General features: G+C 73.8%; 23 protein-coding genes. 11 read left to right on the top strand and 12 right to left on the bottom strand.

Annotation, left to right across the window (positions count from 1 at the left end; all coding sequences use genetic code 11):
• Window positions 1–99 precede the first annotated feature (99 nt).
• Complete coding sequence (locus ACI8AF_RS15215) at window positions 100–1536, top strand: FAD-binding oxidoreductase (protein WP_456540565.1); 1437 nt, start codon at window positions 100–102, stop codon at window positions 1534–1536.
• A 73-nt stretch (window positions 1537–1609) separates the two neighbouring features.
• On the opposite strand, the gene ACI8AF_RS15210 is transcribed toward ACI8AF_RS15215, so the two are convergent.
• Entirely contained in the window at window positions 1610–3256 is a 1647-nt protein-coding gene (locus ACI8AF_RS15210; protein WP_456540564.1) for an FAD-binding oxidoreductase, read from the bottom strand.
• 16 nt (window positions 3257–3272) lie between these two features.
• Here ACI8AF_RS15210 and ACI8AF_RS15205 point away from each other — a divergent pair, with 16 nt between their 5' ends.
• Together ACI8AF_RS15205 and ACI8AF_RS15200 are read left to right on the top strand one after the other, a co-directional pair.
• Complete coding sequence (locus tag ACI8AF_RS15205; protein WP_456540563.1) at window positions 3273–4784, top strand: glycerol-3-phosphate dehydrogenase/oxidase; 1512 nt, start codon at window positions 3273–3275, stop codon at window positions 4782–4784.
• A gap of 80 nt (window positions 4785–4864) precedes the next feature.
• On the top strand, window positions 4865–5659 hold the full coding sequence (locus ACI8AF_RS15200) for a methyltransferase domain-containing protein (RefSeq protein ID WP_456540562.1): 795 nt from the start codon (window positions 4865–4867) through the stop codon (window positions 5657–5659).
• Window positions 5660–5705: 46 nt separating this feature from the next.
• On the opposite strand, the gene ACI8AF_RS15195 is transcribed toward ACI8AF_RS15200, so the two are convergent.
• Window positions 5706–6458 (bottom strand): MerR family transcriptional regulator, encoded by a 753-nt coding sequence (locus tag ACI8AF_RS15195; RefSeq protein ID WP_456540561.1) that lies wholly within the window; start codon window positions 6456–6458, stop codon window positions 5706–5708.
• A 92-nt stretch (window positions 6459–6550) separates the two neighbouring features.
• On the opposite strand from ACI8AF_RS15195, the gene ACI8AF_RS15190 reads away from it, so the two are divergent.
• From ACI8AF_RS15190 to ACI8AF_RS15180, 3 genes are read left to right on the top strand one after another with little or no spacing between them, the layout of a single operon-like run.
• Complete coding sequence (locus tag ACI8AF_RS15190) at window positions 6551–7072, top strand: mycothiol transferase (protein ID WP_456540560.1); 522 nt, start codon at window positions 6551–6553, stop codon at window positions 7070–7072.
• A 28-nt stretch (window positions 7073–7100) separates the two neighbouring features.
• The gene (locus tag ACI8AF_RS15185) at window positions 7101–7991 is read left to right on the top strand and encodes a haloalkane dehalogenase (protein WP_456540559.1); all 891 of its coding nucleotides are present in this window, start codon (window positions 7101–7103) and stop codon (window positions 7989–7991) included.
• 26 nt (window positions 7992–8017) lie between these two features.
• Complete coding sequence (locus tag ACI8AF_RS15180) at window positions 8018–8824, top strand: pentapeptide repeat-containing protein (RefSeq protein ID WP_456540558.1); 807 nt, start codon at window positions 8018–8020, stop codon at window positions 8822–8824.
• A 59-nt stretch (window positions 8825–8883) separates the two neighbouring features.
• On the opposite strand, the gene ACI8AF_RS15175 is transcribed toward ACI8AF_RS15180, so the two are convergent.
• Window positions 8884–10116: an Nramp family divalent metal transporter gene (locus ACI8AF_RS15175; RefSeq protein ID WP_456540557.1), complete on the bottom strand. Its 1233-nt coding sequence runs from the start codon at window positions 10114–10116 to the stop codon at window positions 8884–8886.
• Between the two features lie 26 nt (window positions 10117–10142).
• Between ACI8AF_RS15175 and ACI8AF_RS15170 the strand changes: the two genes are divergently transcribed.
• Window positions 10143–10880: a class I SAM-dependent methyltransferase gene (locus tag ACI8AF_RS15170; RefSeq protein ID WP_456540556.1), complete on the top strand. Its 738-nt coding sequence runs from the start codon at window positions 10143–10145 to the stop codon at window positions 10878–10880.
• Here ACI8AF_RS15170 and ACI8AF_RS15165 read toward each other — a convergent pair.
• The 8 genes from ACI8AF_RS15165 to ACI8AF_RS15130 all read right to left on the bottom strand — a co-directional run bounded on the left by ACI8AF_RS15165 (window position 10843) and on the right by ACI8AF_RS15130 (window position 20040).
• On the bottom strand, window positions 10843–11532 hold the full coding sequence (locus ACI8AF_RS15165) for an iron-sulfur cluster assembly protein (RefSeq protein WP_456540555.1): 690 nt from the start codon (window positions 11530–11532) through the stop codon (window positions 10843–10845). The genes ACI8AF_RS15170 and ACI8AF_RS15165 overlap by 38 nt on opposite strands.
• Complete coding sequence (locus ACI8AF_RS15160) at window positions 11529–12590, bottom strand: amidohydrolase family protein (RefSeq protein ID WP_456540554.1); 1062 nt, start codon at window positions 12588–12590, stop codon at window positions 11529–11531. Before ACI8AF_RS15160 ends, ACI8AF_RS15165 begins: the two co-directional genes overlap by 4 nt.
• A gap of 54 nt (window positions 12591–12644) precedes the next feature.
• Window positions 12645–13670, bottom strand: coding sequence for an NAD(P)-dependent alcohol dehydrogenase (locus ACI8AF_RS15155; RefSeq protein WP_456540553.1), 1026 nt, complete (start codon window positions 13668–13670; stop codon window positions 12645–12647).
• Window positions 13671–13814: 144 nt separating this feature from the next.
• Entirely contained in the window at window positions 13815–15500 is a 1686-nt protein-coding gene (groL, locus tag ACI8AF_RS15150; protein ID WP_456540552.1) for a chaperonin GroEL, read from the bottom strand.
• A gap of 120 nt (window positions 15501–15620) precedes the next feature.
• Entirely contained in the window at window positions 15621–15995 is a 375-nt protein-coding gene (gene mimD / locus ACI8AF_RS15145; protein WP_456540551.1) for a propane 2-monooxygenase effector subunit MimD, read from the bottom strand.
• Window positions 15992–17206: a hypothetical protein gene (locus ACI8AF_RS15140; RefSeq protein ID WP_456540550.1), complete on the bottom strand. Its 1215-nt coding sequence runs from the start codon at window positions 17204–17206 to the stop codon at window positions 15992–15994. Before ACI8AF_RS15140 ends, mimD begins: the two co-directional genes overlap by 4 nt.
• A gap of 6 nt (window positions 17207–17212) precedes the next feature.
• Window positions 17213–18262, bottom strand: coding sequence for an FAD-binding oxidoreductase (locus ACI8AF_RS15135; protein WP_456540549.1), 1050 nt, complete (start codon window positions 18260–18262; stop codon window positions 17213–17215).
• 122 nt (window positions 18263–18384) lie between these two features.
• Entirely contained in the window at window positions 18385–20040 is a 1656-nt protein-coding gene (locus tag ACI8AF_RS15130) for a hypothetical protein (protein ID WP_456540548.1), read from the bottom strand.
• 283 nt (window positions 20041–20323) lie between these two features.
• Between ACI8AF_RS15130 and ACI8AF_RS15125 the strand changes: the two genes are divergently transcribed.
• From ACI8AF_RS15125 to ACI8AF_RS15115, 3 genes are all read left to right on the top strand, one after another.
• The gene (locus ACI8AF_RS15125) at window positions 20324–22153 is read left to right on the top strand and encodes a sigma-54-dependent Fis family transcriptional regulator (RefSeq protein WP_456540547.1); all 1830 of its coding nucleotides are present in this window, start codon (window positions 20324–20326) and stop codon (window positions 22151–22153) included.
• 15 nt (window positions 22154–22168) lie between these two features.
• Window positions 22169–22417 carry a hypothetical protein gene (locus ACI8AF_RS15120; protein WP_456540546.1) on the top strand — a complete coding sequence of 83 codons (249 nt, stop codon included), beginning with the start codon at window positions 22169–22171 and terminating at the stop codon, window positions 22415–22417.
• A gap of 170 nt (window positions 22418–22587) precedes the next feature.
• Entirely contained in the window at window positions 22588–23175 is a 588-nt protein-coding gene (locus ACI8AF_RS15115; protein ID WP_456540545.1) for a TMEM165/GDT1 family protein, read from the top strand.
• 12 nt (window positions 23176–23187) lie between these two features.
• On the opposite strand, the gene ACI8AF_RS15110 is transcribed toward ACI8AF_RS15115, so the two are convergent.
• On the bottom strand, window positions 23188–23388 hold the full coding sequence (locus ACI8AF_RS15110; protein ID WP_456540544.1) for a hypothetical protein: 201 nt from the start codon (window positions 23386–23388) through the stop codon (window positions 23188–23190).
• Between the two features lie 234 nt (window positions 23389–23622).
• Between ACI8AF_RS15110 and ACI8AF_RS15105 the strand changes: the two genes are divergently transcribed.
• Window positions 23623–24771, top strand: a 1149-nt coding sequence (locus ACI8AF_RS15105) for an MFS transporter (protein ID WP_456540543.1), incomplete at its 3' end; no start/stop codon positions are given.

Below are 24771 nucleotides of genomic sequence, written 5' to 3'. Positions count from 1 at the left end.
GCAAGTGCGGGTCAAGTCGCCGGGGCCACGGTGCTCCCCGTCCCGATCGACCCCCACCGCGGCGGAGCGCCGCGAGCACTCTCCCGAGGGAAACCCCCCATGAGCCTCATCGAGCCCGAGTCCCTGCCGGTCACCATGGACGACGCCGTCCTCGACAGCCTGGCGCCGGCGATCCCGGCCGAGGACGTCGACGACCTGCGCAGTCGCGTGCACGGCCCGGTCTACGTCGCCGGCGACGACGGCATGGCCGCCGAGGTCGCCACCTTCAACGTCGCCGTCACCCACACCCCGGCGATCGCGGTCGGCGCCACCTGCGCCGCCGACGTCGCCGCCGCCGTCTCGTGGGCGACCGCGCACGGCCTCAAGGTCGCCGTCCAGGCCACCGGGCACGGGCCGGTGCGCAACGCCGCAGGCTCGCTGATGATCTCCACCCGCCGCATGCAGGGCGTGACGATCGACCGGATGCGCGGCACCGCCCGCGTCGAGGCCGGCGTCCGCTGGGTCAAGGTGCTGGAGGCCGCGGCGCCGTTCGGGCTCACCGGCCTGTGCGGGTCGTCGTCCGACGTCGGCGTGGTCGGCTACACGCTCGGTGGCGGGCTCGGCTCGCTCGGCCGCAGGTACGGCTTCGCCGCCGACCAGGTCCTCTCGGTCGAGATGGTCACCGCAGACGGCGCGATCCGCACCGTCTGCGCCGAGCAGGAGCCCGAGCTGTTCTGGGCCGTCCGCGGCGGCAAGAGCAACTTCGGCGTCGTCACCTCGATCGAGATCCAGCTGGTCCCGGTGCGCTCGGTGCTCGGCGGCGGGATCTTCTTCGCCGGCAAGGACGCCGCCGCGGTGCTGCACGCCTTCCGCGAGTGGGCGCCGACCCTGCCCGAGGAGGTCAGCACCTCGATCGCGCTGCTGCGGGTGCCGCCGCTGGAGGAGCTGCCGCCGCCGCTGCGCGGGCAGACCGTGCTGCACCTGCGCTACGCCTACTCCGGCGAGGACTTCGCCGAGGGCGAGCGGCTGCTCGAGCCGATGCGGTCCGCCGGCGAGGTGGTCCTGGGCTTCATCCACCCGCTGCTGGCGACCGAGTTCGACTCGATCCACATGGACCCCAAGGACCCGATGCCGGGCTGGGAGAAGGGCATGCAGCTCGCCGAGCTGACCGAGGGGACGATCGACGCGCTCCTCGCCGCGGCCGGCCCGCAGCTCGACATCCCGCTGATCATGGTCGAGCTCCGGCTGCTCGGCGGCGCGCTGGCCCGACAGCCGCAGAGCCCGAACGCCGTGGCCGGCCGCGACGGCGCCTTCCAGGTGCTGGTCATCGGCCCGGCGGTGCCCGAGCTGGCCGCCGTCGTCCCGGCGCTGGGCAAGGGCCTGCTGGCCGCGCTCGAGCCGTGGAAGGCGCCCGGCTGCGTGGTCAACTTCCTCGGCGAGGTCAGCGGTCCGGCCGAGGTCGCCGCGGCCTACCCGGCCGACGTCGCGGAGCGGCTGCAGGCGGTCAAGCGGGCCGTCGACCCCGACCGCGTCTTCTCCTTCGGCTACGCCCTCTGAGGACCCGCCCCCTGATCCCGGGCACCCCGTGCGGAGTCCCACGGCCGCGTTTTCCGCGCCGTGGGACTCCGCGTCATTCCGGGAGGAGCACGCCGGGGTTGCAGATGCCGGCCGGGTCGAGGCGCTGCTTGACCGCGCGCAGCACCTCGACGCCCAGCGGCCCGACCTCCCGCTCCAGCCACGGCCGGTGGTCGGCGCCGACGGCGTGGTGGTGGGTGAGCGTGCCGCCAGCCGCCACCAGGGCGTCGGTCGCCGCCCGCTTGGCGGTGAGCCACTGCTGGATCGGCAGCGCGTCGTCGCGGTCGGCGAGCACGGTGAAGTACAGCGAGCCGCCGGTCGGGTAGCCGTGCGAGAGGTGCGCCATCACCAGCGGCCGCGCCCCGCCGCGCGCCAGCGACGCCCGCAGCGCGGCCCGGACGGCGTCGTACACCGCCGGCAGCGCCGTCCACGTGGCCGCCGTCTCCAGCGTCTCCACCAGCAGGCCGCCGTCCATCAGCCGGTCGCGCAGGTACGGCCCCTCGAACCGGTGCGCCTTCCACGACTCGCCGACCCGCTTGCCCAGCCGGAGCGCGCCGTCGTCCTTGAGCGCCGAGGCGGCCGCGCGCATCCGCGCCTTCACGATCGACGGCAGCCCCTCCCACCCGACGACGAGTAGGCAGCCGTCGCCGCGGCCGCGGGCCTTGAGCGAGCCGCGCAGCGCCCGCGCCCCGGCGCCGGACGCCATGAGCAGGTTGGCCCGCGTCTCGTCGCCGTCGGAGAGGCGGACGACGTCGGGCAGCAGGTCGTGCCGGGCCAGCCGCTGCAGCGCGGCCAGGCCGGCGGCCCAGGAGCGGAACGACCAGCCCTCGTAGTGCGCCGTCCGCGGCTTGGGGCGGACCCGCAGCGCGAGCTCGGTGATGATCCCGAGCGTCCCCTCGGAACCGACGGCCAGCCCGAGCAGGTCGGGCCCGGCGGCGGTGGCCGGCGGGTGCCCCAGCCGGAGCACGCCGGTCGGCGTCGCCAGCGTCAGCCCGGCGACCAGGTCGTCGAACCGGCCGATGCCGGTCGACTGCTGCCCGGCCGAGCGGGTGGCGGCGTACCCGCCGAGGGTGGCGAACTCGAAGCTCTGCGGCAGGTGGCCCAGCGTCAGGCCGTGCAGGGCCAGCGCCTCCTCCAGCGCCGGCCCGCGCAGGCCCGGGCCGACGGTCACCAGCGAGGACGGGACGTCGACCGACAGCACGCCGGCCATCCGGGAGAGGTCGACCGAGACGCAGGGGCGGTCGTCGGGGTCCATGCCGGCCAGGCCGCCGACCACGCTGGTGCCGCCGCCGAACGGCACGACGACCACCTGGTGCCGGCTGCACACGGCCAGCAGCGCGGCGGTCTCCTCGGTGCTGCCGGGGGTGACGACGGCGTCGGGCGCGTCGGACGCGTCGCCGCTGCGCCGCCGGACCAGGTCGAGGTAGCTCTTGCCGCCGGCGTGCCGCAGCCGCGTCTCGCGGTCGGTGCGCACGTTGCCCTCGCCGAGCAACCCGGTCAGCGTGGCGAGCACCGCCTCGGGCAGCCGGGACGGCGCCAGCGTGATCTCGTCCACCGGCACCGGCGGCGTCGACCGCGGCGTCCACCCGAGCTCGCGGCTGAGGAAGCGGCGGGCCGCCTTGGGCAGCGTCTCCTCCAGGTCGGCGGGGGGCGCGGCGGGAGGCCCCCACCCCTGGATCGTCAGTTCCGGCTGCTCGGGCATCGCTACAGTCTGCCGAGTGCTGCCCGGTGCCCTGAGCCCTGCCCGCCGGGCCCGTGACCTCGACGCCGTCGCCGGCGGGCGGGTCGACGTGGTGGTCGTCGGCGGCGGCGTGACCGGTGCCGGGGTGGCGCTGGACGCGGCGGCCCGCGGGCTGTCGGTGGCCCTGCTCGAGCGCGCCGACCTCGCGGCGGGCACCAGCCGCTGGTCCTCGAAGCTGGTGCACGGCGGGCTGCGCTACCTCGCCCACGGCGAGCTCGGCCTGGCCCGCGAGAGCGCCCGGGAGCGCGCGGTGCTCATGGGCACGACCGCGCCGCACCTGGTCCGGCCGCTGCCGTTCCTGGTCCCCGACGCCGCCGGGCGCTCGGTCAGCGCGCTGGCCGGGCTGGGGGGCCTGGCCGCCGACGCGATCCGCTCCTCGGTGCCCGGCGGGCGGGGCTCGCTGCCACCGACGCGCCGGGTCCGGCCGGCCACCGTGGCGCGGCTGGCGCCCGGGGTGCGCCGCGGGCGCGGCGGCGTCGTCTTCTGGGACGGCCAGCTCGCCGACGACGCCCGGCTGGTGGTCGCCCTGGCCCGGACGGCGGCCGCGCACGGCGCGCACGTGCTCACCGGCGCCGCCGTCACCGGGGTGGACGGCGCCGACGTCCACGTCGCCCTGCCCGGCGGGAGGACGACGACGCTCCGGGCCGGCGCGGTGGTCAACGCGGCCGGCGTGTGGGCGCAGCAGCTGGCGCCGGGCGTGCGACTGGTGCCCTCGCGGGGGTCGCACCTCGTCGTCCCGGCGGCGCGGCTGGGGTCGCCGTCCGCGGCGCTGACCGTGCCGCTGCCCGGCTCGCGCTCCCGGTACGTCTTCGCGCTGCCGCAGGCCCGCGGGCTGGTCTACCTGGGCATCACCGACGAGCCCGTGGCCGGGCCGCCCGGCGACGAGGACCCCAAGCCCTCCGACGCCGAGGTCGAGCAGCTGCTGGGCACCGTCAACCAGGTGCTCGCCGACCCGCTGGAGCGCGCGGACGTGGTGGGCGCCTACGCCGGGCTGCGGCCGCTCGTGCTGCCGGCGTCGGAGGGGACGGGCCCCGGTGACGCCACCGCCGACCTCTCCCGCAAGCACCTGCTGTCGTGGGACGGAGCGGTCCTCACCGTCGTCGGTGGCAAGCTGACCACCTACCGGGCGATGGCCGAGCAGACCGTCGACCAGGTGGTGGCCCGGCTCGGGCGCGGGACGCCGCGGTCGGTCACCGCCCGGCTGCCGCTGGTGGGCGCGGCGCCCCGGTCGGCGCTCGCGCGGGTGGCGGCACCGCGGCGGCTGGTCGAGCGGTACGGCACCGAGGCGCCGGCGGTCGAGGCGCTGGGCGGTGAGCCGGTGGTCGAGGGCCGGCCGGAGACGGTGGGGGAGCTGCGCTTCGCCGTCCGGACGGAGGGCGCGCGGACCGTCGCCGACCTGCTGGACCGCCGGACCCGTGTCGGGCTGGTGCCCGCCGACCGCGCCCGGGCCGCGATGGTCGCCGAGCGGGTGCTCGCCGAGGAGACCTGACTACCGGTTCCGCCACCGGCTCATCTCACATGCTGGGAGGGCTGTTCCACCGTGTGGACTCGGTCGGGCAGGCTGGCGGCGTGGACACCTACACGCACGGGCACGCCGACGCGGTGCTGCAGTCGCACCGCTGGCGGACGGTGGAGAACTCGGCGGCGTACCTGGCCCCGCACCTGCGGCCGGGCCTCGACGTGCTCGACGTCGGCTGCGGCCCGGGCACGATCACGGTCGACCTGGCAGAGCGGGTGGCGCCCGGTCGCGTCGTCGGGCTCGACGTCTCGCCGGACCCGCTGGCGGAGGCGCGGTCGCTGGCGGCCTCCCGCGGGGTGGACGTCACCTTCGCGGTCGGCGACGTCTACGCCCTCGACGCGGCCGACGGCTCGTTCGACGTCGTCCACGCCCACCAGGTGCTGCAGCACCTCACCGACCCGGTGGCGGCGCTGCGCGAGATGGCGCGGGTGTGCCGGCCGGGCGGGCTCGTCGCCGTCCGGGACGTGGACTACGCGACGTTCGTGTGGTGGCCCGACGACGCCGGCCTCGACCGGTGGCTGGACCTCTACCACCGGGTGGCGCGCCGCAACGACGCCGAGCCCGACGCCGGCCGGCGGCTGCTGGCCTGGGCGCACGCCGCCGGCCTGCGCGACGTCACGGCCACGACGTCGGCCTGGTGCTACGCCTCACCCGCCGAGCGCGAGTGGTGGGGGAACTCCTGGGCCGGCCGCGCCACCGCCTCGGCGTTCGCCGAGCAGGCCGTGGCCTACGGGCTGGCCACGCCGGACGAGCTGGACGCGATCGCCGACGCGTGGCGGCGCTGGCGCGACGCCGACGACGGCTGGCTGTCGATGACGCACGGCGAGCTGCTGGTCCGCGTGTGAGGGCCCTCGGGGTGCCTCCCGCGGGCGGGAGGCACCCCCCAGGGCATCAGCCCTGGCGGGCGGCGTTGGCCTGGACGGCGGTGCTCACGTACTGCGCCAGACCGGGCGCGACCTGCTCGTAGTGGGCGGTGAACCGCTCGTCCTCGACGTACATCCGGCCCAGGCCGGCGTGCATCTCGGGCGGGCAGTCGTAGAACCACCGGCTGATCTGCTGCCGGTGCGCCTCAGCGACGTCCATCGCCGGCTCGGAGTCGGCCGGGACGCCGGACCGCATCGCCTCGGCGAAGCGGCGCTCGACGTCGGCGCCCTCCTCCTTGATCCGCAGCCAGTCGTCCTTGGTGTACGACTTCGTGCGGCGCTGCGACTCCTTGTACGCGTCGGTCTCGCCCCAGCGCTCCTGGACCTCCTCCTCGTACTGGGCGGGGTCCTGCTCGCCGAACACCTCGAACCGCTCCTCGGGGGTCAGGGAGATCCCCATCGTGCGTGCCTCCATCTCCTTCTCCACGGCCGCGACCATCTGCTGCGTGCGCTCCAGCCGGTCCCGGAGCAGCGCGAGCTGCCGGCGCAGGTGCGCCACGGGATCGGCGGCCGGGTCGTCCAGCAGGGTCGCGATCTCCTCGAGGGGGAACCCGAGCTCGCGGTAGACCAGCACCTGGTGCAGCCGGTCCAGGTCGGACGGCGTGTAGCGGCGGTAGCCCGCCGCGGTCCGCTCCGACGGCGAGAGCAGGCCGATCCGGTCGTAGTGGTGCAGCGTCCGCACCGTCACGCCGGCCAGCGCGGCGACCTCGCCCACGTTCACCGGGTCCTCCCTCCGTTGACGGGACCGAGGCTGCGGCCTGACGCGACGTCAGGGTCAAGCACCTTTCCGCAGCATGCGCCAGGCTGGCCGGCATGGGCGAGAAGGAAGTCCTGCGCCAGCGGCGCGACGACCTGCTCGGCAAGCTCGACGGCCTGGACGAGTACGACGTCCGGCGGCCGCTGACGCCGACGCTGGGCTACCTCGGCGACGTCTTCGGCCGGCCGGGCGGCCGGGCGTACCCCTGGGACGACGGCGGCGAGCCGGACGCCGACATGTGGGCGACGGCCGCCGGGAGCCGGGCGGACGTCGTCGAGGTGTACCGGTTCTCCGCCGCGCACGCCGACGCCACCGTCGAGGCGCTGCCGCTCGACGCCGTCGGCACGGTGCCGTGGTGGCCGGAGGACCGCCGCCGGCCCACGCTGCACACCGTCCTGGTGCACCTGACCGCGGAGGTCGCCCGGCACGCCGGCCACGCGGACGTCCTCCGCGAGCTGATCGACGGCGCCGTCGGCACGAGCGCCGCCGACACCGACCTCCCGGACCGGTCGGCTGGTGAGTGGGCCGCGTACCGGGCCCGCATCGAGGCCGCCGCCGGCACCTTCCGCCGCGCCTGAGGCAGCCGTGCGGGAGAGGATCGCGAGCATGGCCGACGACGACGTCTCCCCCGAGGACCCGTTCGAGCGCTCGCGCGTGGCGGTGCGGGACGCCGAGATGGCCTACGTCGAGGTAGGTGCCGGGGATCCCGTCGTCTTCCTGCACGGCAACCCGACGTCGTCCTACCTGTGGCGCAACGTGATCCCGCACGTGCAGGGCCTCGGCCGCTGCCTGGCGCCGGACCTGATCGGGATGGGGGAGTCAGCCAAGCTGCCCGACCCCGGCCCGGGCACCTACTCCTTCGCCACGCACGCCGCGTACCTCGAGGCCTGGCTGGACGCCGTGGTGCCCACCGGGCGGATCACCTTCGTGCTGCACGACTGGGGTTCGGCGCTGGGCTTCGACTGGGCGGCCCGCCACCCCGACCGCGTGCGCGGGATCGCCTTCACCGAGGCGATCGTCACGCCGATCGTCTGGGCCGACTGGCCCGAGGGCGGACGGCGGATCTTCCAGGCGATGCGCGGGCCCGACGGCGAGCGCAAGGTGCTCGACGAGAACGTCTTCGTCGAGCGGATCCTGCCGGCCTCGGTGGCGCGCGGGCTCTCGGCCGAGGCGCACGAGCGGTACCGGGCGCCGTTCCGGTCGCGGGAGGACCGCTGGCCCACGCTCGAGTGGCCGCGGCAGATCCCGATCGAGAACGTGCCGCCGCGGGTCCGCGACGTCGTCTCCCGGTACGGGCAGTGGCTGCGCACCAGCGACGTCCCGAAGCTGTTCCTCAACGCCGAGCCCGGCTTCCTGCTGGTGGGGCGGCCGCGGAGCGTCGTCCGGAAGTGGCCGGCGGTGACCGAGGTGACCGTGCCGGGGTCGCACTTCGTGCCCGAGGACTCCCCGCACGCCATCGGCCGCGCCCTGGCGGAGTGGCTGCCCGGGCTGGGCTGATCACGGGGGAGGGTGACACTGGAGGGGTGACCGCTTCCGATCTGCGCGCCGACTGCAGCGCCTGCGCCGGCCTGTGCTGCGTCGCGCTGCCGTTCGCGCGGTCGGCCGACTTCGCCCTGGACAAGCCCGCCGGCACGCCCTGCCCGAACCTGGGCGAGGACTTCCACTGCGGGATCCACGCGCAGCTGCGCGAGCGCGGCTTCGCCGGCTGCACCGTCTTCGACTGCCAGGGCGCCGGGCAGAAGGTCACCCAGCTCACCTTCGGCGGCCGGGACTGGCGCACCGACCCCGGGACGGCGCGGCAGGTGTTCGCCGTCTTCCCCGTCGTGCGGCAGCTGCACGAGCTGCTGGCCCTCCTCGCCGAGGCGCTCCAGCTCGACGCGGCGCGGACGTTGCACGTGGAACTGCGCGCCGCCTACGAGGAGGTGGACGCGCTCACCCGCGGCAGCGCCGAGGAGCTCGAGCGCTGCGACGTCGGCGCCGCCCGGGCCGGGGTGGGGGAGCTGCTGCTCCGGGCGAGCGAGCTGGCCCGGGCGGGGCTGCGCGGGCGCGAGCACCGCGGCGCCGACCTGACGGGCAGGCGGCTGCGCCGGGCGGACCTGCGGGGCGCCAACCTGCGCGGCGCCTACCTGATCGGGGCCGACCTGCGCGACGCCGACCTGCGCAGGGCCGACCTCCTCGGCGCCGACCTGCGCGGGGCGGACCTGCGCGGCGCCGACCTCACCGGCGCGCTGTTCCTCACCCAGGCGCAGCTGGACTCGGCCCGCGGTGGCACGAGCACCCGCCTGCCCGGGCGCCTGCGCCGTCCCCTGCACTGGGTGACCCAGGCATAGGTACCTATACGTGCGTTCTGCCGCCCAGAACGCACGTATAGGTACCTATGCCTGGGCCGTCAGGAGAAGAGCAGGAACAGCAGCACCGCGTTGAGCGCGATGATCACCGTCGCGACGACGGCGGCCGCCACCGTCGTGCGGCGCTGGTTGACCAGCTCGCCCATCACGTCGCGGCGGCGGGTCAGCAGCAGCAGCGGCACCAGCGCGAACGGGATGCCGAAGGACAGCACCACCTGCGAGACCACCAGCGCCCACGTGGGCTCGACGCCCAGCGCCAGGATCGCCAGCGCGGGGAAGATGGTCAGCGCCCGGCGGAGGAACAGCGGGATCCGCCGCTCCAGGAACCCCTCCATGATCACCTGGCCGGCGTAGGTGCCCACGCTGGTGGAGGCGAACCCCGAGGCGAGCAGCGCCAGCGCGAACAGCAGCGCCGCCGAGCCGTCAAGGGCGCTGCCGAAGCCGGCGTGCGCGCCCTCGAGGGTGTCGGTCCCCGCCATCGACGAGCCCGCGAACAGCGCGGCCGCCACGATCAGCATCGAGGCGTTGACCAGCCCGGCGAGGCTCATCGCCGCGGTGACGTCCATCCGCTGCGCGCGCAGCGCCCGGCGCCGCTGGCCGACCGTCGTCGCCGTCGTGGTGCTCGGGACGAGGGCCGAGTGCAGGTAGATCGCGTGCGGCATGACGGTGGCACCGAGGATGCCGGTGGCCAGCACGAGGCTCGCCACCCCGTCGAAGCGCGGCACCAGGCCGCCGGCGACCGACGCCGGGTCGATGTCGACCCGCAGCACCAGCAGGAGGAACGCGACGAGGATGACGGCGAAGAACACCGTGACCGCGCCGATGTAGCGCCGGTCGCCGCGGGTCTGCAGCGCGAGCAGGAGGAAAGCGACCGCGCCGGTGAGCACCCCGCCGGTGAACAGGTCCAGCCCGAACAGCAGGTGCAGCGCGATCGCGCCGCCCATCACCTCGGCCAGGTCGGTGGCCATGGCGACCAGCTCGGCCTGCACCCACAGGCCGAGCACCACCGGACGGCGGTACCGCTTGCGGCAGTTCTGCGGCAGGCTCAGCCCGGTCGCCAGCCCGAGCTTCGCCGACAGGCTCTGCACGAGCATCGCCATGAGGTTGGCCGAGACGATCACCCACAGCAGCAGGTAGCCGTACTGCGCGCCGGCCGAGACGTTGGTCGCGAAGTTGCCGGGGTCGACGTAGGCCATCGCCGCGACGAAGGCCGGCCCGAACAACGCCAGCCGGCGCCGGCGGGTCGCCCGGACCGCCGCGTCCTTCTCCAGCACGGTCAGACCGCCTTAGGTTCGGGGACGTGAGCGAGGGCCCGCGCGGCTGGGGCGCGCCCCTGCACGCGGCCGTGCTGGACGCGACCGGCGTCGGCCGCGGCACCACGCTGCTCGACCTCGGCTGCGGCCCCGGGCTGTTCGCCCGCGCCGCGGCCGACCGCGGCGCGGTGGTGACCGGCATCGACGCCGACCCGTCGGCGGTGCGGGCCGCCGCGGCCGAGGTGCCCGGCGGCACGTTCCTCGTCGGCGACGCGGCGGCCCCGCCGGCCGGCCCGTTCGACGTCGTCGCCGCGGTGCAGCTGCTCGCGCACGTCGCCGACCCGGTCGCGGTGCTCGCCGCGGCCGGGCGGGCCGGCGCGGTCGTCGCCGTCACCACCTGGGGACCCGAGGAGCAGTGCGACGTGCGTGCGTTCGGCGAGGCGCTCGCCCCGTGGCTGGGACGGCGACCGCCGTCCCCCGCGGTCGACGCGCGGCCGCTCGCCGAGCGGGCCGGCCTGGTGGTCGAGTGCCTCGACGAGGTGGTCTGCCCCTTCGACTACGCCGGCGACGACGCGCTGGTCGGCCCGCTCCTCGGCTCCGGCCTCGGCCGCGCGGTCGCGCGGCGGGTGGGCCCGGACGCCGTGCGGGCCGCCGTCCTGGAGCGGTGCCGGCCCTTCCGCACGGCGATCGGGACCTACCGGCTGCGCAACCTCTTCCGGGTGCTGGTCGCCCGCCCCGCCCCGCCGCTCACCCCGTGCCGGCCGCGTCCGCATAGCGGGTCTTGAGGAAGCTGCGGCAGAACTCCCCGTTGCTCTCGATGCTCAGGCGCGTGAGGCGGGCCCGGCGCAGGTGCAGCGGCACCTGGTCGGAGGTGACCGGGCTGCCGTCGGGATGGATCAGCAGCGGCGAGCCGTCGCCGTCCGGGAGGCCGAGCGCGGCCCTGCGCTCCCGGAGCCGGTCGAGATCCGGTGAACCGGACACCGCGCCGAGGGTCAGCGTGGCCAGCTCCTCGGGGCCGACGCCGGCATCGACCAACGGACGAGCGACCCGGTCCTGCCCGGCGACGACGGCCTTCTCGAGGAACCGTCGGCGCAACCCGTCGAGCTCCGCCCGGGCCTCGCCGGTGAACGTCTCGACGAACCCGGCGTGCGCGGCGACCCCTCTGTTGATCTCGCCCGAGGCGTGGTGGTCCTCCAGCACGATCTCCGCGCGCGTGACGCCCTCCACCGCCGACACCGCGTCGTAGGCGTCGGCGACCATGAGGAAGGAGAAGTTCGGTGCGCAGAAGAACGTGGGCAGCCGGAGCCGGACGTGCGCGACCCCGTCGCCGGAGACGGCGCACGACGCGACGAAGTCGAGAGCCGTGATCGGCTCGTCGAGCTCGGGGTCGAGCACCGTCCCCAGCGCCGCCCACACGCCGGCGGCGGTGTCGGTCATTCCGCCGGTGCCAGGGTCCGGTCGGCCACCCGCTGGTCGTCCGGCGTGCCCTCGGCCTCCGGCGGGATCTGGCACTCCGCCGGCACCTCGATGTCGTAGAGCTTGGCGGCGTTGAGCCCGAGGATCTTCTTCTTGGTCGCCGTCGTCAGCTTCGGGTAGTCGGTGAACGCGTCGTCGTCGGGCATCTGCCAGTCGACGAAGCCCTCGACCTGCCACTTCGGCGTCCAGATGTTGTAGTCGCTGCCGAAGGTCATGCGGTCCTCGCCGACCCAGAAGAGCAGCTCACCCATGCACTTGGCGAAGAACTTGGGCCGGGCGTGCATGAGCCCGCCGATGACGACGGCGAGACCCGCGTACACGTTGGGCTCCTGCACCGCCATGAAGCAGAAGTCCTCGATCCGCGGGATCCCGGCGTGCTCGACGATGAAGTTCAGCTCCGGGAAGTCAGAGGCGGCCCGGTCGACATCGGTGGGGTCGAACCCGTCCTTGTCCAGCGGCCAGATCGTCGGGCCCTTGTGGACGTGGATGTTCTTGATCCCCAGCTCCTGGCACTTCTCCAGGAACCGGGAGGCCTCGGGGTCGGTCATCTTCCAGCCGCGCGAGCCGTCCTTCCACTCCGCGGTGTAGAGCTTCACGCCCTTGAGGCCCCACTCGCGGGCCTCCTCCTCGAGCTGCTTGAGGCCCGCGTCGCCGTCGCGGGGGTCCCAGCGTCCGTTGGTGATCAGCCGGCCGGGGTGCTTCCGGGCCAGCGCGCCGTTGCGCTCGAGGGTGTTGAAGCCGTCCTTGTACCACTCCTTGAGGTACGTCGACTGGAAGACGGCCACGTCGACGTAGCCCTCCTCGAAGACGTCGCGGACGAAGTCCTCCTCGCTGACCTTCAGGTAGTGCTCGTAGTCCCAGTGCGTCTCCGGCGGGGCCAGCTGGTGGTAGCCGAAGAAGCAGTCGATCCAGCCCTTGGCGTACTGCTCGCGACCCTCGATCCAGTTCTCCCGGCTCGCGTCCCAGAAGTGGATGTGGCTGTCGACCACGAAGTACTTCTCGCCGTCCTTCTCGTACATGGGGACACACCTCTCGCGTCGCTGCGGCGGGGAAAAGGGGCGGTGCAGGGGGATTCAGGGGACGAGGATGGCGCGGCCGCGCACCTTCCCCGCGTCGAGGTCGTGCAGGGCGTCCACGGCCCGGTCGAGGGGGTACTGCTGGGTGTGCAGGGTGACCTTCCCGGCCTGCGCGAGCACCATCAGCTCGGCCAGGTCGGAGTAGGTGCCGACGATGTTGCCGACGACGTTCTTCTCGCCGGCCACGAACTCCAGCGTCGGGATGCGCAGCTCGCCGCCGTAGCCGATGACGTACAGGGAGCCGCCCGGCCCGGTCATGTGCCAGCCGTCCATCTCCGCGCCCTGCTCGGCGACGAAGTCGAACACCACCGTCGCCCCGCCCCCGCTGAGGTCGTTGACCGCGGCCACGTGGTCGCCGTCGGCGACCACCGTGTCGTCGGCACCGATCTCACCGGCCAGCTTCAGCGCGTCGGGGTTCTTGTCGACGACGACGACCCGGGTCCCGGTGAGCGCCTTGAGGCACTGGATGCCGATGTGCCCCAGCCCGCCGGCGCCCTGCACGACCGCGGTCGTCCCGGGGTGCAGCACCGGCACGGCCTTGCGGACCGCGTGGTAGGCGGTGATGCCGGCGTCGGCCAGCGCGGCGACGTCCGCCGGGTTGGTGCCCGCGTCGAGCTTCACGCAGGCCCGCGCCGTGGTGCGCAGGAACTCGGCCATGCCGCCGTCGTTGTTCGACAGCCCGGGGAAGAAGGCGTTCTCGCAGTGCATGTCGTCGCCGCGGCGGCAGGCCGCGCACAGCCCGCAGCTGGGCTGGGGGTGCAGGATGACCGTGTCGCCGACGGCGACGTTGGTGACGCCCTCGCCCACCTCGTGCACCCAGCCGGCGTTCTCGTGGCCGATCACGTAGGGCAGCTCGGGGTTCTGGATCTCGGCCCACTGGCCTTCGAGGATGTGCAGGTCGGTGCGGCAGACGCCGGCGCCGCCGATCTTGACGATCACGTCCAGCGGGCCCTGGAGCTTGGGCTCGCCGATGTCGTCGATCGAGGGGTCTTCGTGGTAGCGGTGGACGCGGACGGCTCGCATGCGCGCTCCTCGGGCTCGGCGACCTCGTGAACGGCAACGTACGGATCCCCGGCTGTGGCGTGCGTCTCAACTTGAGACACGGCCACCGGCCGCTTTCGGCGCCGAGAGCGGTCCTGCTCTCGGCGCCGGAAGCGGAGGTGGGGCTCAGCCCATGGAGGGGCCGAGGCCCAGGGACTGCGGCGTGCTGGGGTCGGGCGAGGGCTGCGGGATGCCCTCGTCGAGCTGGCCGAACTCGGTCATGAGCGACTTGTTCCAGGGCGTCTGCTCCTCGGCCACCAGCGAGTTCGTCGTCAGCACGAGCCCGGCCACCGAGGCGCCGTTCTGCAGCGCCGAGCGGACGACGCGCAGCGGGTCGATGACGCCGAGGTCGACGAGGTTGCCGTAGCGGCCCTGCAGCGCGTCGAAGCCCTCGTCGACCGCCATCGAGGACACCTGCTTGACGACCTCCTCGGCGTCGTAGCCGGCGTTGGCCGCGATGAGGTGCACGGGCTCGGTGAGCGCGCTGCGCACGATCTCCACGCCCGTGCGGTAGTCGCCGGAGACGTCGAGGTCGGACAGCGCCGGCTCGGCGTGCAGCAGCGCCGAGCCGCCGCCGGCGAGGATGCCCTCGGCCATCGCGGCGCGGGTGGCCTGCAGCGAGTCGTCGACGCGGTGCCGGATCTCCTTGGCCTCGGCGTTGGTCGGCGCACCGACCCGGATGACGGCGGCCTTGCCCGACAGCCGCGCGATCCGCTCGGAGAGGAAGTCCTGGTCGGTGCCGATCGTGGCCCGCTCCAGCTCGGCGCGCAGCTGCGAGAGCCGCTGCTCGCGCGCGGCGGCCGCGCCGTGCCCGCCGATGATCACGGTGCGGTCGCTGGTCACCCGGATCTGGTCGGCCTGGCCCAGGTGCGCCGTCGTCATCTGCTCGAGGGCGAACGACGACGCCCGCGAGTGCACCTGCCCGCCGGTGAGCGCGCCGATGTCCTCGAGCAGGTGGATGCGCTTCTCGCCGAATCCGGGGGCCTGGATCGCCACGCAGCGGAAGATCCCGTTGACGTGGTTGTGCACCAGCATCTGCAGGGCGGTGCCCTCGACCGACTCGGCCACGATGACCAGCGGCTTCGGCGCCCGCATGATGCTGTCCAGCACCGGCATCAGCTGCTTGACGTCGGTGATCTTGTGCGCGGTCAGCAGCACGTAGCAGTCCTCGACCACCGCCTCGAGCCGGCCGAGGTCGGTGACCATGTACGGCGAGATGTAGCCGTTGTCGAACTCGAAGTCCTCGACGAAGTCCACGTCGATGCCCAGGACGGCGGAGTCCTCGACGGTCACCACGCCGCCGTCGCCGACCGCGTAGAGCGCCCGCGCGACGACGTCCCCGATCACCTCGTCGTCGTTGGCCGAGATCGACGCCACCCGGCGGAAGTCGTCCTCGGTCCGCATCGGGTGCGCGACCCCGCCCAGGTGCTCGACCAGCCGGGCGACGGCGACGTCGATGCCGCGCTTGACCAGCACCGGGTTCCCGCCGCTCTGGATCGCGGTCATGCCCTGCCGCACGATGGCGTCGGCCAGCACGATGGCGGTGGTCGTGCCGTCGCCGACGGTGTCGTTGGTCTTGATCGCCGCTTCCTTGACCAGCTGCGCGCCCATGTTCTCGAAGGGGTCGCGCAGGTAGATCTCGCGGGCGATCGTGACGCCGTCGTTGGTGACCTCGGGCGAGCCGGTGATCCGCTCGAGGATCACGTTGCGGCCCTTCGGCCCGAGCGTGCTCTTCACCGAGGCGGCGAGCTGCTCGACGCCTGCCTGCAGCAGCTGCCGGGCGTCGGCGCCGAAACGCAGTTCCTTGGCCATGGGTTCCTCCCTGGAGCCGGACGTGCGGGGACGGTCTGTGCGCGGGTGGGACCGGCCGACGTCGGCCGGGAAGGACGCCGCCGGCCGGCGCGGTGGCCGGCCGGCGGCAGGGGGAGGTGCTCAGCCCTTCTGCAGGGCCTTGAGGTCGAAGCCGATGTACTCGGCGGCGTCCTCGGGGTTGGCGAACATGATCGTGCGGTCGTCCTCGTGGACCATGCGGCCGTAGTGGGTCGACATGCTCTCCTCCAGGTCGGCGGAGGTGAACGACCCGGCCTCCTCGCCGAGGGCCTCGGCGAGCTCGTCGTAGACGAAGTCCATCCGGACGTCGGCGTCGACCCGGATCATCGACGGCAGGTAGGTCACGCGGACGCCGGGCTTCTCCTTCATCACCTCGGCGATGACGTGCCCGACCTGGTCGTTCATCAGCGTGATCCCGCAGAGGTTGGACGACGTCTTGTTCGCCGCGCCGAACTCGGTCGATGCCGTGGTGGTCACTGGGCCAGCTCCTTCGGGGTCTCCAGGCCGAGGTCGCTGAGGATCCCGGCGAAGCGGTTCTTGGCGCGGTCGAGGGAGTCCTCGAAGCGGGGTGGGCGGGCGTCGGGCTGCGACCACAGCGGCTGCAGGGTCCGGGCCGCGCCCAGGCACCGCGGCACCCAGTGCTCCAGCCAGCCCTGCATGAGCTGCCGGTTGTGGTCGGCGAACTCGGGGTCCTGGACCAGCGGGCCGAAGCAGGCCTGCGTCCAGCGCAGGTCGCGCTGGGCGTAGTCGTACTCGCCCGCGCCGATCACCGTCGGCGTCACGAAGTCGCCGTTGCCCGGCGCGGCCTGCATGACCAGGCCGGACCGGAACAGCTCACCGATCAGCGGCTCGAAGACGACGTTGGTGGCGAAGATGGCCTCGCCCCAGTCGTCCTCGATCGCCGGCAGCGCCTCGGTGACCTCGCGGACGCCCTGCCACTCGGCGTCGCCGTTCCACGCGGCCAGGTGCGCGGTGCCGTCGAAGCCCGGCACCTCCTCGGTGAGGGTCAGGTTGTACAGCGCCAGGTCCTGGGCGAAGCGGATCTTGTGCGCGCTGTTCACCGCCATCGCGGTGTTGTGCATGTTGGTCGGGCCGGACCGCTCGTTCCCGGCGAAGACGTAGAGGCCCAGGATGTGCTCGACGTGCATCCAGGCGCCGACGCTGCGCTCGACGAACGTGACCCAGTTCTTGCTCCACTGCTCGAACGCCTTGGCGTTGCGCGCGTTCTCGATGTTCTGGTTGACCTGCCGGACGACGTTGGCGTTGTACCGGTAGATCGTCTGCTCCCACTCCTCGTTCGGGTCGCGGAACTCGTGCCAGCCGTGCGCCGGCCAGTCGAGGTCCTTGCCGCCACCGCCCGTCCCGACCCCGCGCTCCGGCTCCGGCCGGTCCACCCCCCAGGCCTTGAGCTTGGTCCAGGTCAGCGGGTAGCCGCGGGACCCGTCGGCGAAGCCGTAGATCCAGCCCTGCGACAGGTAGTGCCGCGGGTCGGGCTGCACCTCGACGGTGACGTCCTCGTAGTGGGTCTGCTTGCGCTTGGCCGGCTTGTAGTAGTTGTAGCGCCGCGCGGCCGCGCTCGAGTCGGGGAACTCCTTGGCCCCGGCCTCGGCGTCGGTGAAGCTGACCCGCGGGACGCTCCGCTCCGGCCGCACGGGTACCTCGGCGACTCGGGGCTCGGTGGTGGTCATGGTCGGTCAGTCCTCGCCTTCCGGTTCACCGGTGGTGGTGAACTTGTCGTAGAAGATGTGGTCCTCGCTGCGCCCGAGCCGGGTGAGCGTCGCGACGGCCGCCTCGACCATCGGTGGCGGACCGCAGACGTAGGCGTCCACCCGGGACAGGTCGCTCTCCCGGCGCGCGACGACGTCGGTGATGAGGCCCGTCTCGCCGTCCCACCCGTCGCCCTCGGCCGGCTCGGACAGCGCGGGGACGAAGGTGAGCCCGGGCAGCTGCTCGCCGAGCTTGGTGAGCTCCTCCTGGAAGCACAGGTCCCGCACGGTGCGGGCCCCGTAGTAGAAGGTCACCGGGCGGTCGAGGCCGCGTTCGGCCATCGACCGCAGCAGGGCCAGCAGCGGCGCCATGCCGGCGCCGCCCCCCACGAACAGCAGGTCGGCGCCGCTGCTCTCGCGGAGCCGGAAGGCCCCGAAGGGTCCCTCCACGTCCAGCCGGTCCCCCGGGGCGATCCGGTCGGCCAGCAGGCCGGAGAACAGCCCGCCGGGGTACACCTTGATGACGAACTCGAAGATCCGCTCGCGGTTGGGGGTGTTCGCCATCGAGAACGACCGGGTCGCGTCGTGGCCGGGCACCCGGAAGTCCATGTACTGGCCGGGGAAGTACTTGATCTCCTCGGGTTCCAGCAGGCGGACGACGAGGTGGCGCATGTCGTGCGTCACGGGGTCGTTGGCGACCACCTCGACCGTGCCCTGCCGGAGCGGCAGCCCCGAGGCGATGATCTCCTCGTCGTAGTTGAGGAGCTCGATCACCAGGTCCTCGTAGGCGTGCGCCCGGCAGAGCAGCGTCTGCCCCTCCTCTCTCTCGAACTCGGGCAGGGCGAAGGTCGAGTAGCTGTCCAGCTCGATGTCCTCGCCGTCCAGCACGAAGGACTTGCAGGAGGCGCACTGGCCCTCCTTGCAGCCGTGCATGAGCTGGACGCCCTGCTCGGCGGCGGCGCGCAGGATGGTCTGCTCGCTGTCGACCTCGATCTCGATGCCGACCGGCTCGAACCGGACGCGGTGCTTCTCGCCCATGGCCCTCCCCGTTCAGGGACGTGGCTGGTCGCACCCCGGACCGGTCGGCCCGGGGGCAGGGGACTGCGGGAGGCGGGGGAGGGCCGGGGGGCACCCGACCCTCCCCCTCGCCTGACCCGCGCTCAGGCGCTCGGTGCGGGGGCCGGCCGGCCGGCCGGGCCCTGGCGGTTGTAGTCGGCGACGAACGCCGCCCGCTGCTCGTCGGTCATCTCGTTGAACAGGACGTTCGGGCTCAGCAACGGGCCGAGCCGCTTGAGGTGCTCGGTCGTCCACATCTTCTTCGGGTCGAGGTCGAGGTGCGGCTGCGCCGTCATCGTCTTCCCGTCGTCCCGGACGAAGCCCATGTCCTCGACGACCTTGTCCCAGTCCCAGCCGTGGTACAGGGTCTCCCACTCGCGGTGCCCGACCAGCCGGCCCATGTTCGGGGTCTCGCGGCCCTGGTACACCGGGCGGAAGGCCTCGACGTCGGTCCAGCGGCAGGTCTCGCTGCAGTAGGTGCGGTGCACCCCGTCGACCTCGGCGGTGACCATGTCCTCACGGATGAGGCAGGGCACCATGCAGGTCCAGCAGCGCTGCGGGTAGACGTAGTCGACGTCCTCGCCGACGATCGGCTTGTGCCCGTTCGGCACCGACAGGCGGGCGTAGTTCTCCCACCACTTGCCGTACTTGTCGTACCAGCCCGGGTACTTGTGCTCGAACCACTCGAAGTCCTCGTCGGTCATCGGGTCGATGCGCCAGTAGTTGGCGAGCCACCCGGTGGCGAAGAACTGCGCGACCTCGTGCACGTAGCCCTTGTTCCAGATGCGGTTCCAGGCCTCCTCGATCAGGTCGTGCGGGATGGTGAGCCCGTACTTCTCGAGCGGGACCAGGTAGCTGCGGTAGTAGTCGTCGTAGATCCAGCGACGCCACATCTCCGCGTAGGACTCCCGGTCCTTGCGGCGGTCCTTGGTGCCGTACTCGATGAAGGTGCCGATCGCGGCGTCCACCACGGCGTGGTTGTTCCACCAGGCGTAGCGCAGGTCGCGCTCGAGCAGCTGCCGGTTGCCCTCGTCCGACAGCGCCATCAGCAGGGTGGCGTAGCCGTTGGAGATGTGCCGCGACTCGTCGGACTGCACCGAGTGGAACACCGTGGGCAGCAGGTAGTCGCCGTTGGCCGCCGCCTCCGCCGGCATGGCCACGAACAGCGTGTTCGTGAAGGCGGTCTCGGCGACGATGGTCAGGTAGATGCTCGCCGCGGTGATCGCGTCCCCGGTGATGAACCCCTCCGCGAACTGCCGGCCGATGGTGCCGCAGTAGTCGTTGTGGAAGTTCCGCAGGCTGTTGTTGAAGCCCGCCGGGTCGATGTAGTTGTTCATGTACAGGCGCTTGAGGTTCTGCTGGATCGTCGAGTGGCGGACCTCGTCGATCATCTGGATCGCCTGGCCGTTGTGGAGCTCCGGGTTGGGCACCACGTGGAACAGCATGGGCATCGAGCGGGCCGCCGAGATCTCCGGCAGCGGGATGATCGACAGGAACAGCTTCTGCCACTCCAGCCAGCGCTCCTGCACCTGGCGGAACATGTTGCCGCGGATCGCGCCGTCCTCGGCGCCGTAGACGCGGTTGTCCTTCTCCTCCTCCATGGGGAAGTACGAGCGGAGGATCTGCTTGAGCGGATCCTTCTTCTGCGCCTTCCGGAAGGTGTAGTCCGTGCCGTACTTCATGTACGGCTCGTGGTAGACGGGCTCCCAGGCCAGTTCCTGGATCTTCTGGTGGGCCTTCGCCAGACTCTGTCGACTCACGTCGACTCCTCACGATCGGGGCGGGAACTCTCGGTCGGCTGCTGCCGCGCGGCAGCGCGTTCTCGGTTCCTCGGAGCCGCGACGGACGCGGGCGCGACGGCCCCGGAGGCGGCGAGGGGCGCGGCGCGGTGCCCCCTGCACCGTGCTCCTCGTGGTACGGATCACAGTGGCTCGCCAGGGCGCTCGTGGTCTCAATATGAGACGTCCGCCACACCCTGGGCCCCCGACCTTGGTCTCCCTAGAGTGGGTGGAGCTCGATCCTTCAGAGTCGAGGGAGCCGGCCGTGACCGTGTCGAACCAACCGGCGACCCGGCTCGCCGTGGGCTCCCCGGTCGGGGACGTCGCCCGTGCCCGGTCGCTGTTCCTGGTCGACGAGCCGGTCGCCCCCGGTGTGGTGCGCGACGAGATCCTCGCCTCCTGGACCCGCTCGCGGCTCTGGCGGGTCCGCCCCGACTCCATCGAGCTGCCGTGCGAGTCGGGCGCCGACGACGACACCAAGCTGACCCGCGCCGCCGAACCGGTGCTGCGCGACGTCGCCGACCTGTTCGCCACCGAGCCGGTGAGCGTGATCCTCTGCGACGTCGACGGCGTCGTCCTCAGCCGGCGCACCGGCGACTCCGGCCTGGAGCAGCACCTCAACCGGGTGTGGCTCGCGCCCGGGTTCAGCTACGCCGAGCAGTTCATCGGCACCAACGGCATCGGGACGGCGCTGGAGGCCCGCGGCCCTGCGCAGGTGTTCGGCTCCGAGCACTACGTGGAGGGCCTCGAGGAGCTGGCCTGCGCGGGCTCGCCGATCCGCCACCCGGTGACCGGCAAGGTGCTCGGCGTCGTGGACCTGACCTGCTGGTCGCGCGACGCCGGGCCGCTGCTGGTGGCCACCGCCGGCACGCTCACCCGCCGCATCGAGCAGGTGCTGCTGGAGCACTCGGGGCAGCGGGAGCTCGCCGTCCTCAACGACTACCTGGTGGCCTGCCGGCGCAACCGGGGTCCGGTCCTCGCCATCGGCGAGGACCTGCTGATGATGAACGACCGCGCCCGGGAGCTGCTCGACCCGGCCGACCAGGAGCCGCTGCTCGCCGAGGCCGGCGAGGCGCTGGTGCAGGGCCGGCGGCACCCGCTGGTGATCGACCTGCCCAGCGGCCGGACGGCCCGCGTGCACTGCCGGCCGACGGTGAGCGCCAGCGGCGTCGTCGGCGGGGTGCTCGACGTCCAGGTGATCAGCACGGCCCCCGCGGCCGAGGCACGGGCGGTCCGGCCGGTGCCGGCGCCGCCGTCGGTCGCCGTCGGCTCGGGCCCGGCGTGGACCAAGTGCCTGGCCGCGGTGGACCGCCACCAGCGGGCCGGCGAGTGGCTGGTCCTGCAGGGCGAGCCGGGGTCGGGCCGGGAGACGCTCGCCCGCGCCGTGCACCAGGCCCGGACGCCGGCCGGGCGGCTGCGCGTGCTGCGCGGCGAGGACGCCGGCCCCGACTGGCTGGCGGAGGTCGCCGACGAGCTGACCCTCGACGGCGGCACGCTGGTGCTCACCGACGTCGACCGGGTCCCCCGCCCGCTGCTCTCCGAGCTGGCCGACGTCCTCGAGCCCCTGCGCGAGTCCACGGACTCCGACCGGCCGTGGGTGGTGGCCACCGCGGGGCCGGCCGCCGACGACCCGGCCCCGGAGCTGGCCGGGCTGCTGTCGGCCTTCCCGCGCACGCTGCCGGTGCCGCCGCTGCGGCACCGGCTCGAGGACCTCGCCGAGCTGGTGCCGCACCTGCTCGCCCGCCTCGGGCACGGGGCGGTGAGCTGCTCGCCGGAGGCGATGCGGGTGCTCACCCACAACCGCTGGCCGGGCAACGTCGACCAGCTCGTCGCCGTGCTGCGCAAGGTCGTGGCGAAGCGCCGCTCGGGTGTGGTGGGGGTGCGCGACCTGCCGCCGGAGTGCCGCTCCACCACCAAGCGGATGCTCAGCCCGCTCGAGGCGCTGGAGTGCGACGCCATCGTCGAGGCGCTGCTCGACGCCGGCGGCAACAAGGTCGAGGCGGCCCGCCGGCTGGCGATGTCGCGGGCCACGATCTACCGCAAGATCCGCGACTACGGCATCTCGGTCCCCGCGACCGAGCTGTCCGTGCCCTGACCCGGGAGGGGCGCCGTGGGACATCCGCTCACCACCCGGGTCGTCGCCCGGACCGTCGTCGTCGGCGGCTACGTGCTGGTGCTCGCCGTCGCCGGGCGACCGGGCTGGCTGGCCGCCCTGCTGGGGCTGCTGCTGGTCGGCGTGTGGGCGGCGCCGTTCCTGCTGGCGACCAACCGCCGGCCCGCTGACACGCGCGGTGAGTCCACCGTCACGGTGATCCGCGGCCGTCCGGGCGCTAGTCTGGACCGCAGCGAAGGGGAGTAGCCCCCAATGTCGCGGTCGACACACTGACCTCCCGCCGGTCCTCCCGGCGGACGGTCCGGCCGCGCGGCCTCGTTCCGGCGGGGCGGGCGAGACCTTCGATCCAGGCAGCACGTGCCGGGTCGAGGTCTCGCGTCTCGCCCCGGCCGGACCAGAGAGGCCCGACCCGCTCCGTGGACGCAGTACTCGTCAGCACGCTCGTCTCCTTCGGCGTCATCTTCGTCGCCGAGCTCGGGGACAAGTCGCAGCTCATGGCCCTGACCTTCGCCACCCGCTTCCGGGTGTGGCCGGTGCTGGTCGGCATCACCATCGCCACCGCGATCGTCCACCTGGCCTCCGTCGCGATCGGCTACGGCCTGGGCGCCGCGCTGCCCACCGGCTGGATCAACCTCGCCGCCGCGCTGGCCTTCGTGGCGTTCGGCCTCTGGACCCTGCGCGGCGACGAGCTCACCGACGACGAGCAGGACAAGGTCAACCGGGCCGGCAAGCGGGCGATCATCGCGGTGGGGACGGCGTTCTTCCTGGCCGAGCTGGGCGACAAGACCATGCTGGCGACGATCACCCTGGCCACCGACTACGGCTGGTTCGGCACCTGGCTCGGCTCCACGCTCGGCATGGTCGCCGCCGACGCGCTGGCCATCGTCGTTGGCCGGGCGCTGGGCAAGCGGCTGCCGGAGAGGGTCATCGCGATCGGTGCAGCCGTGCTGTTCTTCCTGTTCGGCCTGTGGCTCGGCATCGAGGCGATCGTCGAGCTGACCTGAGCCGGACCCGGGTCAGACCGCTTCGGCGGGGGCTTCGGCCGGCACGGGCAGCACGTGGTGGCGGCGGACGACCAGCGGAGCGGCCCACACCGCGACCAGGGCCACGCCGAGCAGGGTGGCGAGCCACCCCGGTGAGCCGGCGACGGCCAGCACGACCAGGAAGCCCAGGACGACGGTCGTGCGGCAGGCGGTGGGGATCGACGGTGCGGTCACGGGTGGCACGTCCTCTCGGTGGCGACGGCGACGTCAGCCTCCTCCTGCCCGGGGGGTGCCGTCCACCCGGGCCAACCCGTGGCCCGGCCGGGCCAGGAAACCGGGTGCGGGCGGCGGCCGACCGGCGCTAGCGTGCCCGCCATGCCGTTCCGTTGACGCCGCGCACCCCTGACCCCGGCACCGGCGCGCTCGCTCACCCGCCTGGCGCTCGCCTGGTCGATCACCGACTCCCTGGTGCCGCTGTACCCCCTCTACGCCCTGCTGTTCGCCGACGCCGGGCTGTCGGAGGCGGAGATCTCGGCGCTGTTCGCGGTGTGGTCGGTGACCGCGTTCGTCGCCGAGGTGCCCACCGGCGCGCTGGCCGACCGCTGGTCGCGCCGGGGCGCGCTGGTGCTGGCCTCGCTGCTCGAGGCGGCCGGGTTCGCGCTGTGGGCGGCGGTGCCCGAGACGTGGTCGTTCGCCGCCGGCTTCGTGCTCTGGGGCGTCGGCGGGGCGCTAGCCTCCGGCGCGGCCGAGGCGCTGGTCTACGAGGGCCTCGAGGCGGCCGGTGCGCGCGACTCGTACGCCCGGCTGAACGGCTGGATGGGCGCGGCCACGCTGGCCGCCCAGGTGCCGACGGCGTTCGTCGCCACCGGCCTGTTCGCCCTCGGCGGCTACCCCCTCGTGGGCTGGGCCAGCGTGGCGACCTGCCTGGTCACCGCGGCCCTGGCGACCCGGTTCCCGGAGCCGCCGCGGCCGCCGGACGGCGACGGCGTGGCCGAGGTGGTGGGGTTCGCCCGCACCCTGTGGTCCGGCGTGACCGACGTGGGCCGCAGCCGGGCGCTGCGCGCGGTCGTGGTGGCCGCCGCGCTGCTGGGCGGGCTGGACGCCGTCGAGGAGTACTGGCCGCTCATGGCCGGGGCGTGGGGTGTCCCCGCCACCGCCGTCCCGGTGGCCACGCTGGCGATCCCCCTGGCCGGCGCGGTCGGTGCCGCGCTCGGCGGCCGCGCCGGACGGCTGGCCACCCGGTGGCTGCTCGCGCTGCTGGTGCTGGCCGGGCTGCTGCTGGGCGCCGCGGCGCTGTGGGCGCGACCGGCCGCGCTGGCCGCCGTCGCCGTCTTCTACGGCCTGTACTGCGCCGTGCTGGTCGTCGCCGAGGCCCGGCTGCAGGACCGCATCACCGGGCCGCGGCGGGCGACGGTCACGTCGGTGGCCGGGCTGGGCATGGAGCTGGCCTCGCTGCCGGTGTTCGCCGTGTTCGCGCTCGGGGGCACCGGCGCGGTGGCGCTGCTGGTGCTCGCCGTCGTCCCCGTGGTCGCGGGGGGGGGGGGGGGGGGGGGGGGGGGGGGGGGGGGGGGGGGGGGGGGCGGGCGGGGGGGGGGGGGGGGGGGGGGGGCGGGGGGC

Source organism: Blastococcus sp. SYSU D00669 (genome assembly GCF_054050715.1).
The sequence above is the reverse complement of the archived record's forward strand: the minus strand, read 5'-3'. Positions and strand labels throughout refer to the sequence as shown.

Coding starts and splice junctions, on each gene's coding strand:
- ACI8AF_RS15140 (WP_456540550.1), bottom strand. CDS start 17,206: ATGACCACCACCGAGCCCCGAGTCGCCGAGGTACCCGTGCGGCCGGAG.
- ACI8AF_RS15190 (WP_456540560.1), top strand. CDS start 6,551: ATGGGCGAGAAGGAAGTCCTGCGCCAGCGGCGCGACGACCTGCTCGGC.
- groL (WP_456540552.1), bottom strand. CDS start 15,500: ATGGCCAAGGAACTGCGTTTCGGCGCCGACGCCCGGCAGCTGCTGCAG.
- ACI8AF_RS15165 (WP_456540555.1), bottom strand. CDS start 11,532: ATGACCGACACCGCCGCCGGCGTGTGGGCGGCGCTGGGGACGGTGCTC.
- ACI8AF_RS15210 (WP_456540564.1), bottom strand. CDS start 3,256: ATGCCCGAGCAGCCGGAACTGACGATCCAGGGGTGGGGGCCTCCCGCC.
- ACI8AF_RS15215 (WP_456540565.1), top strand. CDS start 100: ATGAGCCTCATCGAGCCCGAGTCCCTGCCGGTCACCATGGACGACGCC.
- ACI8AF_RS15135 (WP_456540549.1), bottom strand. CDS start 18,262: ATGGGCGAGAAGCACCGCGTCCGGTTCGAGCCGGTCGGCATCGAGATC.
- ACI8AF_RS15160 (WP_456540554.1), bottom strand. CDS start 12,590: ATGTACGAGAAGGACGGCGAGAAGTACTTCGTGGTCGACAGCCACATC.
- ACI8AF_RS15155 (WP_456540553.1), bottom strand. CDS start 13,670: ATGCGAGCCGTCCGCGTCCACCGCTACCACGAAGACCCCTCGATCGAC.
- ACI8AF_RS15185 (WP_456540559.1), top strand. CDS start 7,101: ATGGCCGACGACGACGTCTCCCCCGAGGACCCGTTCGAGCGCTCGCGC.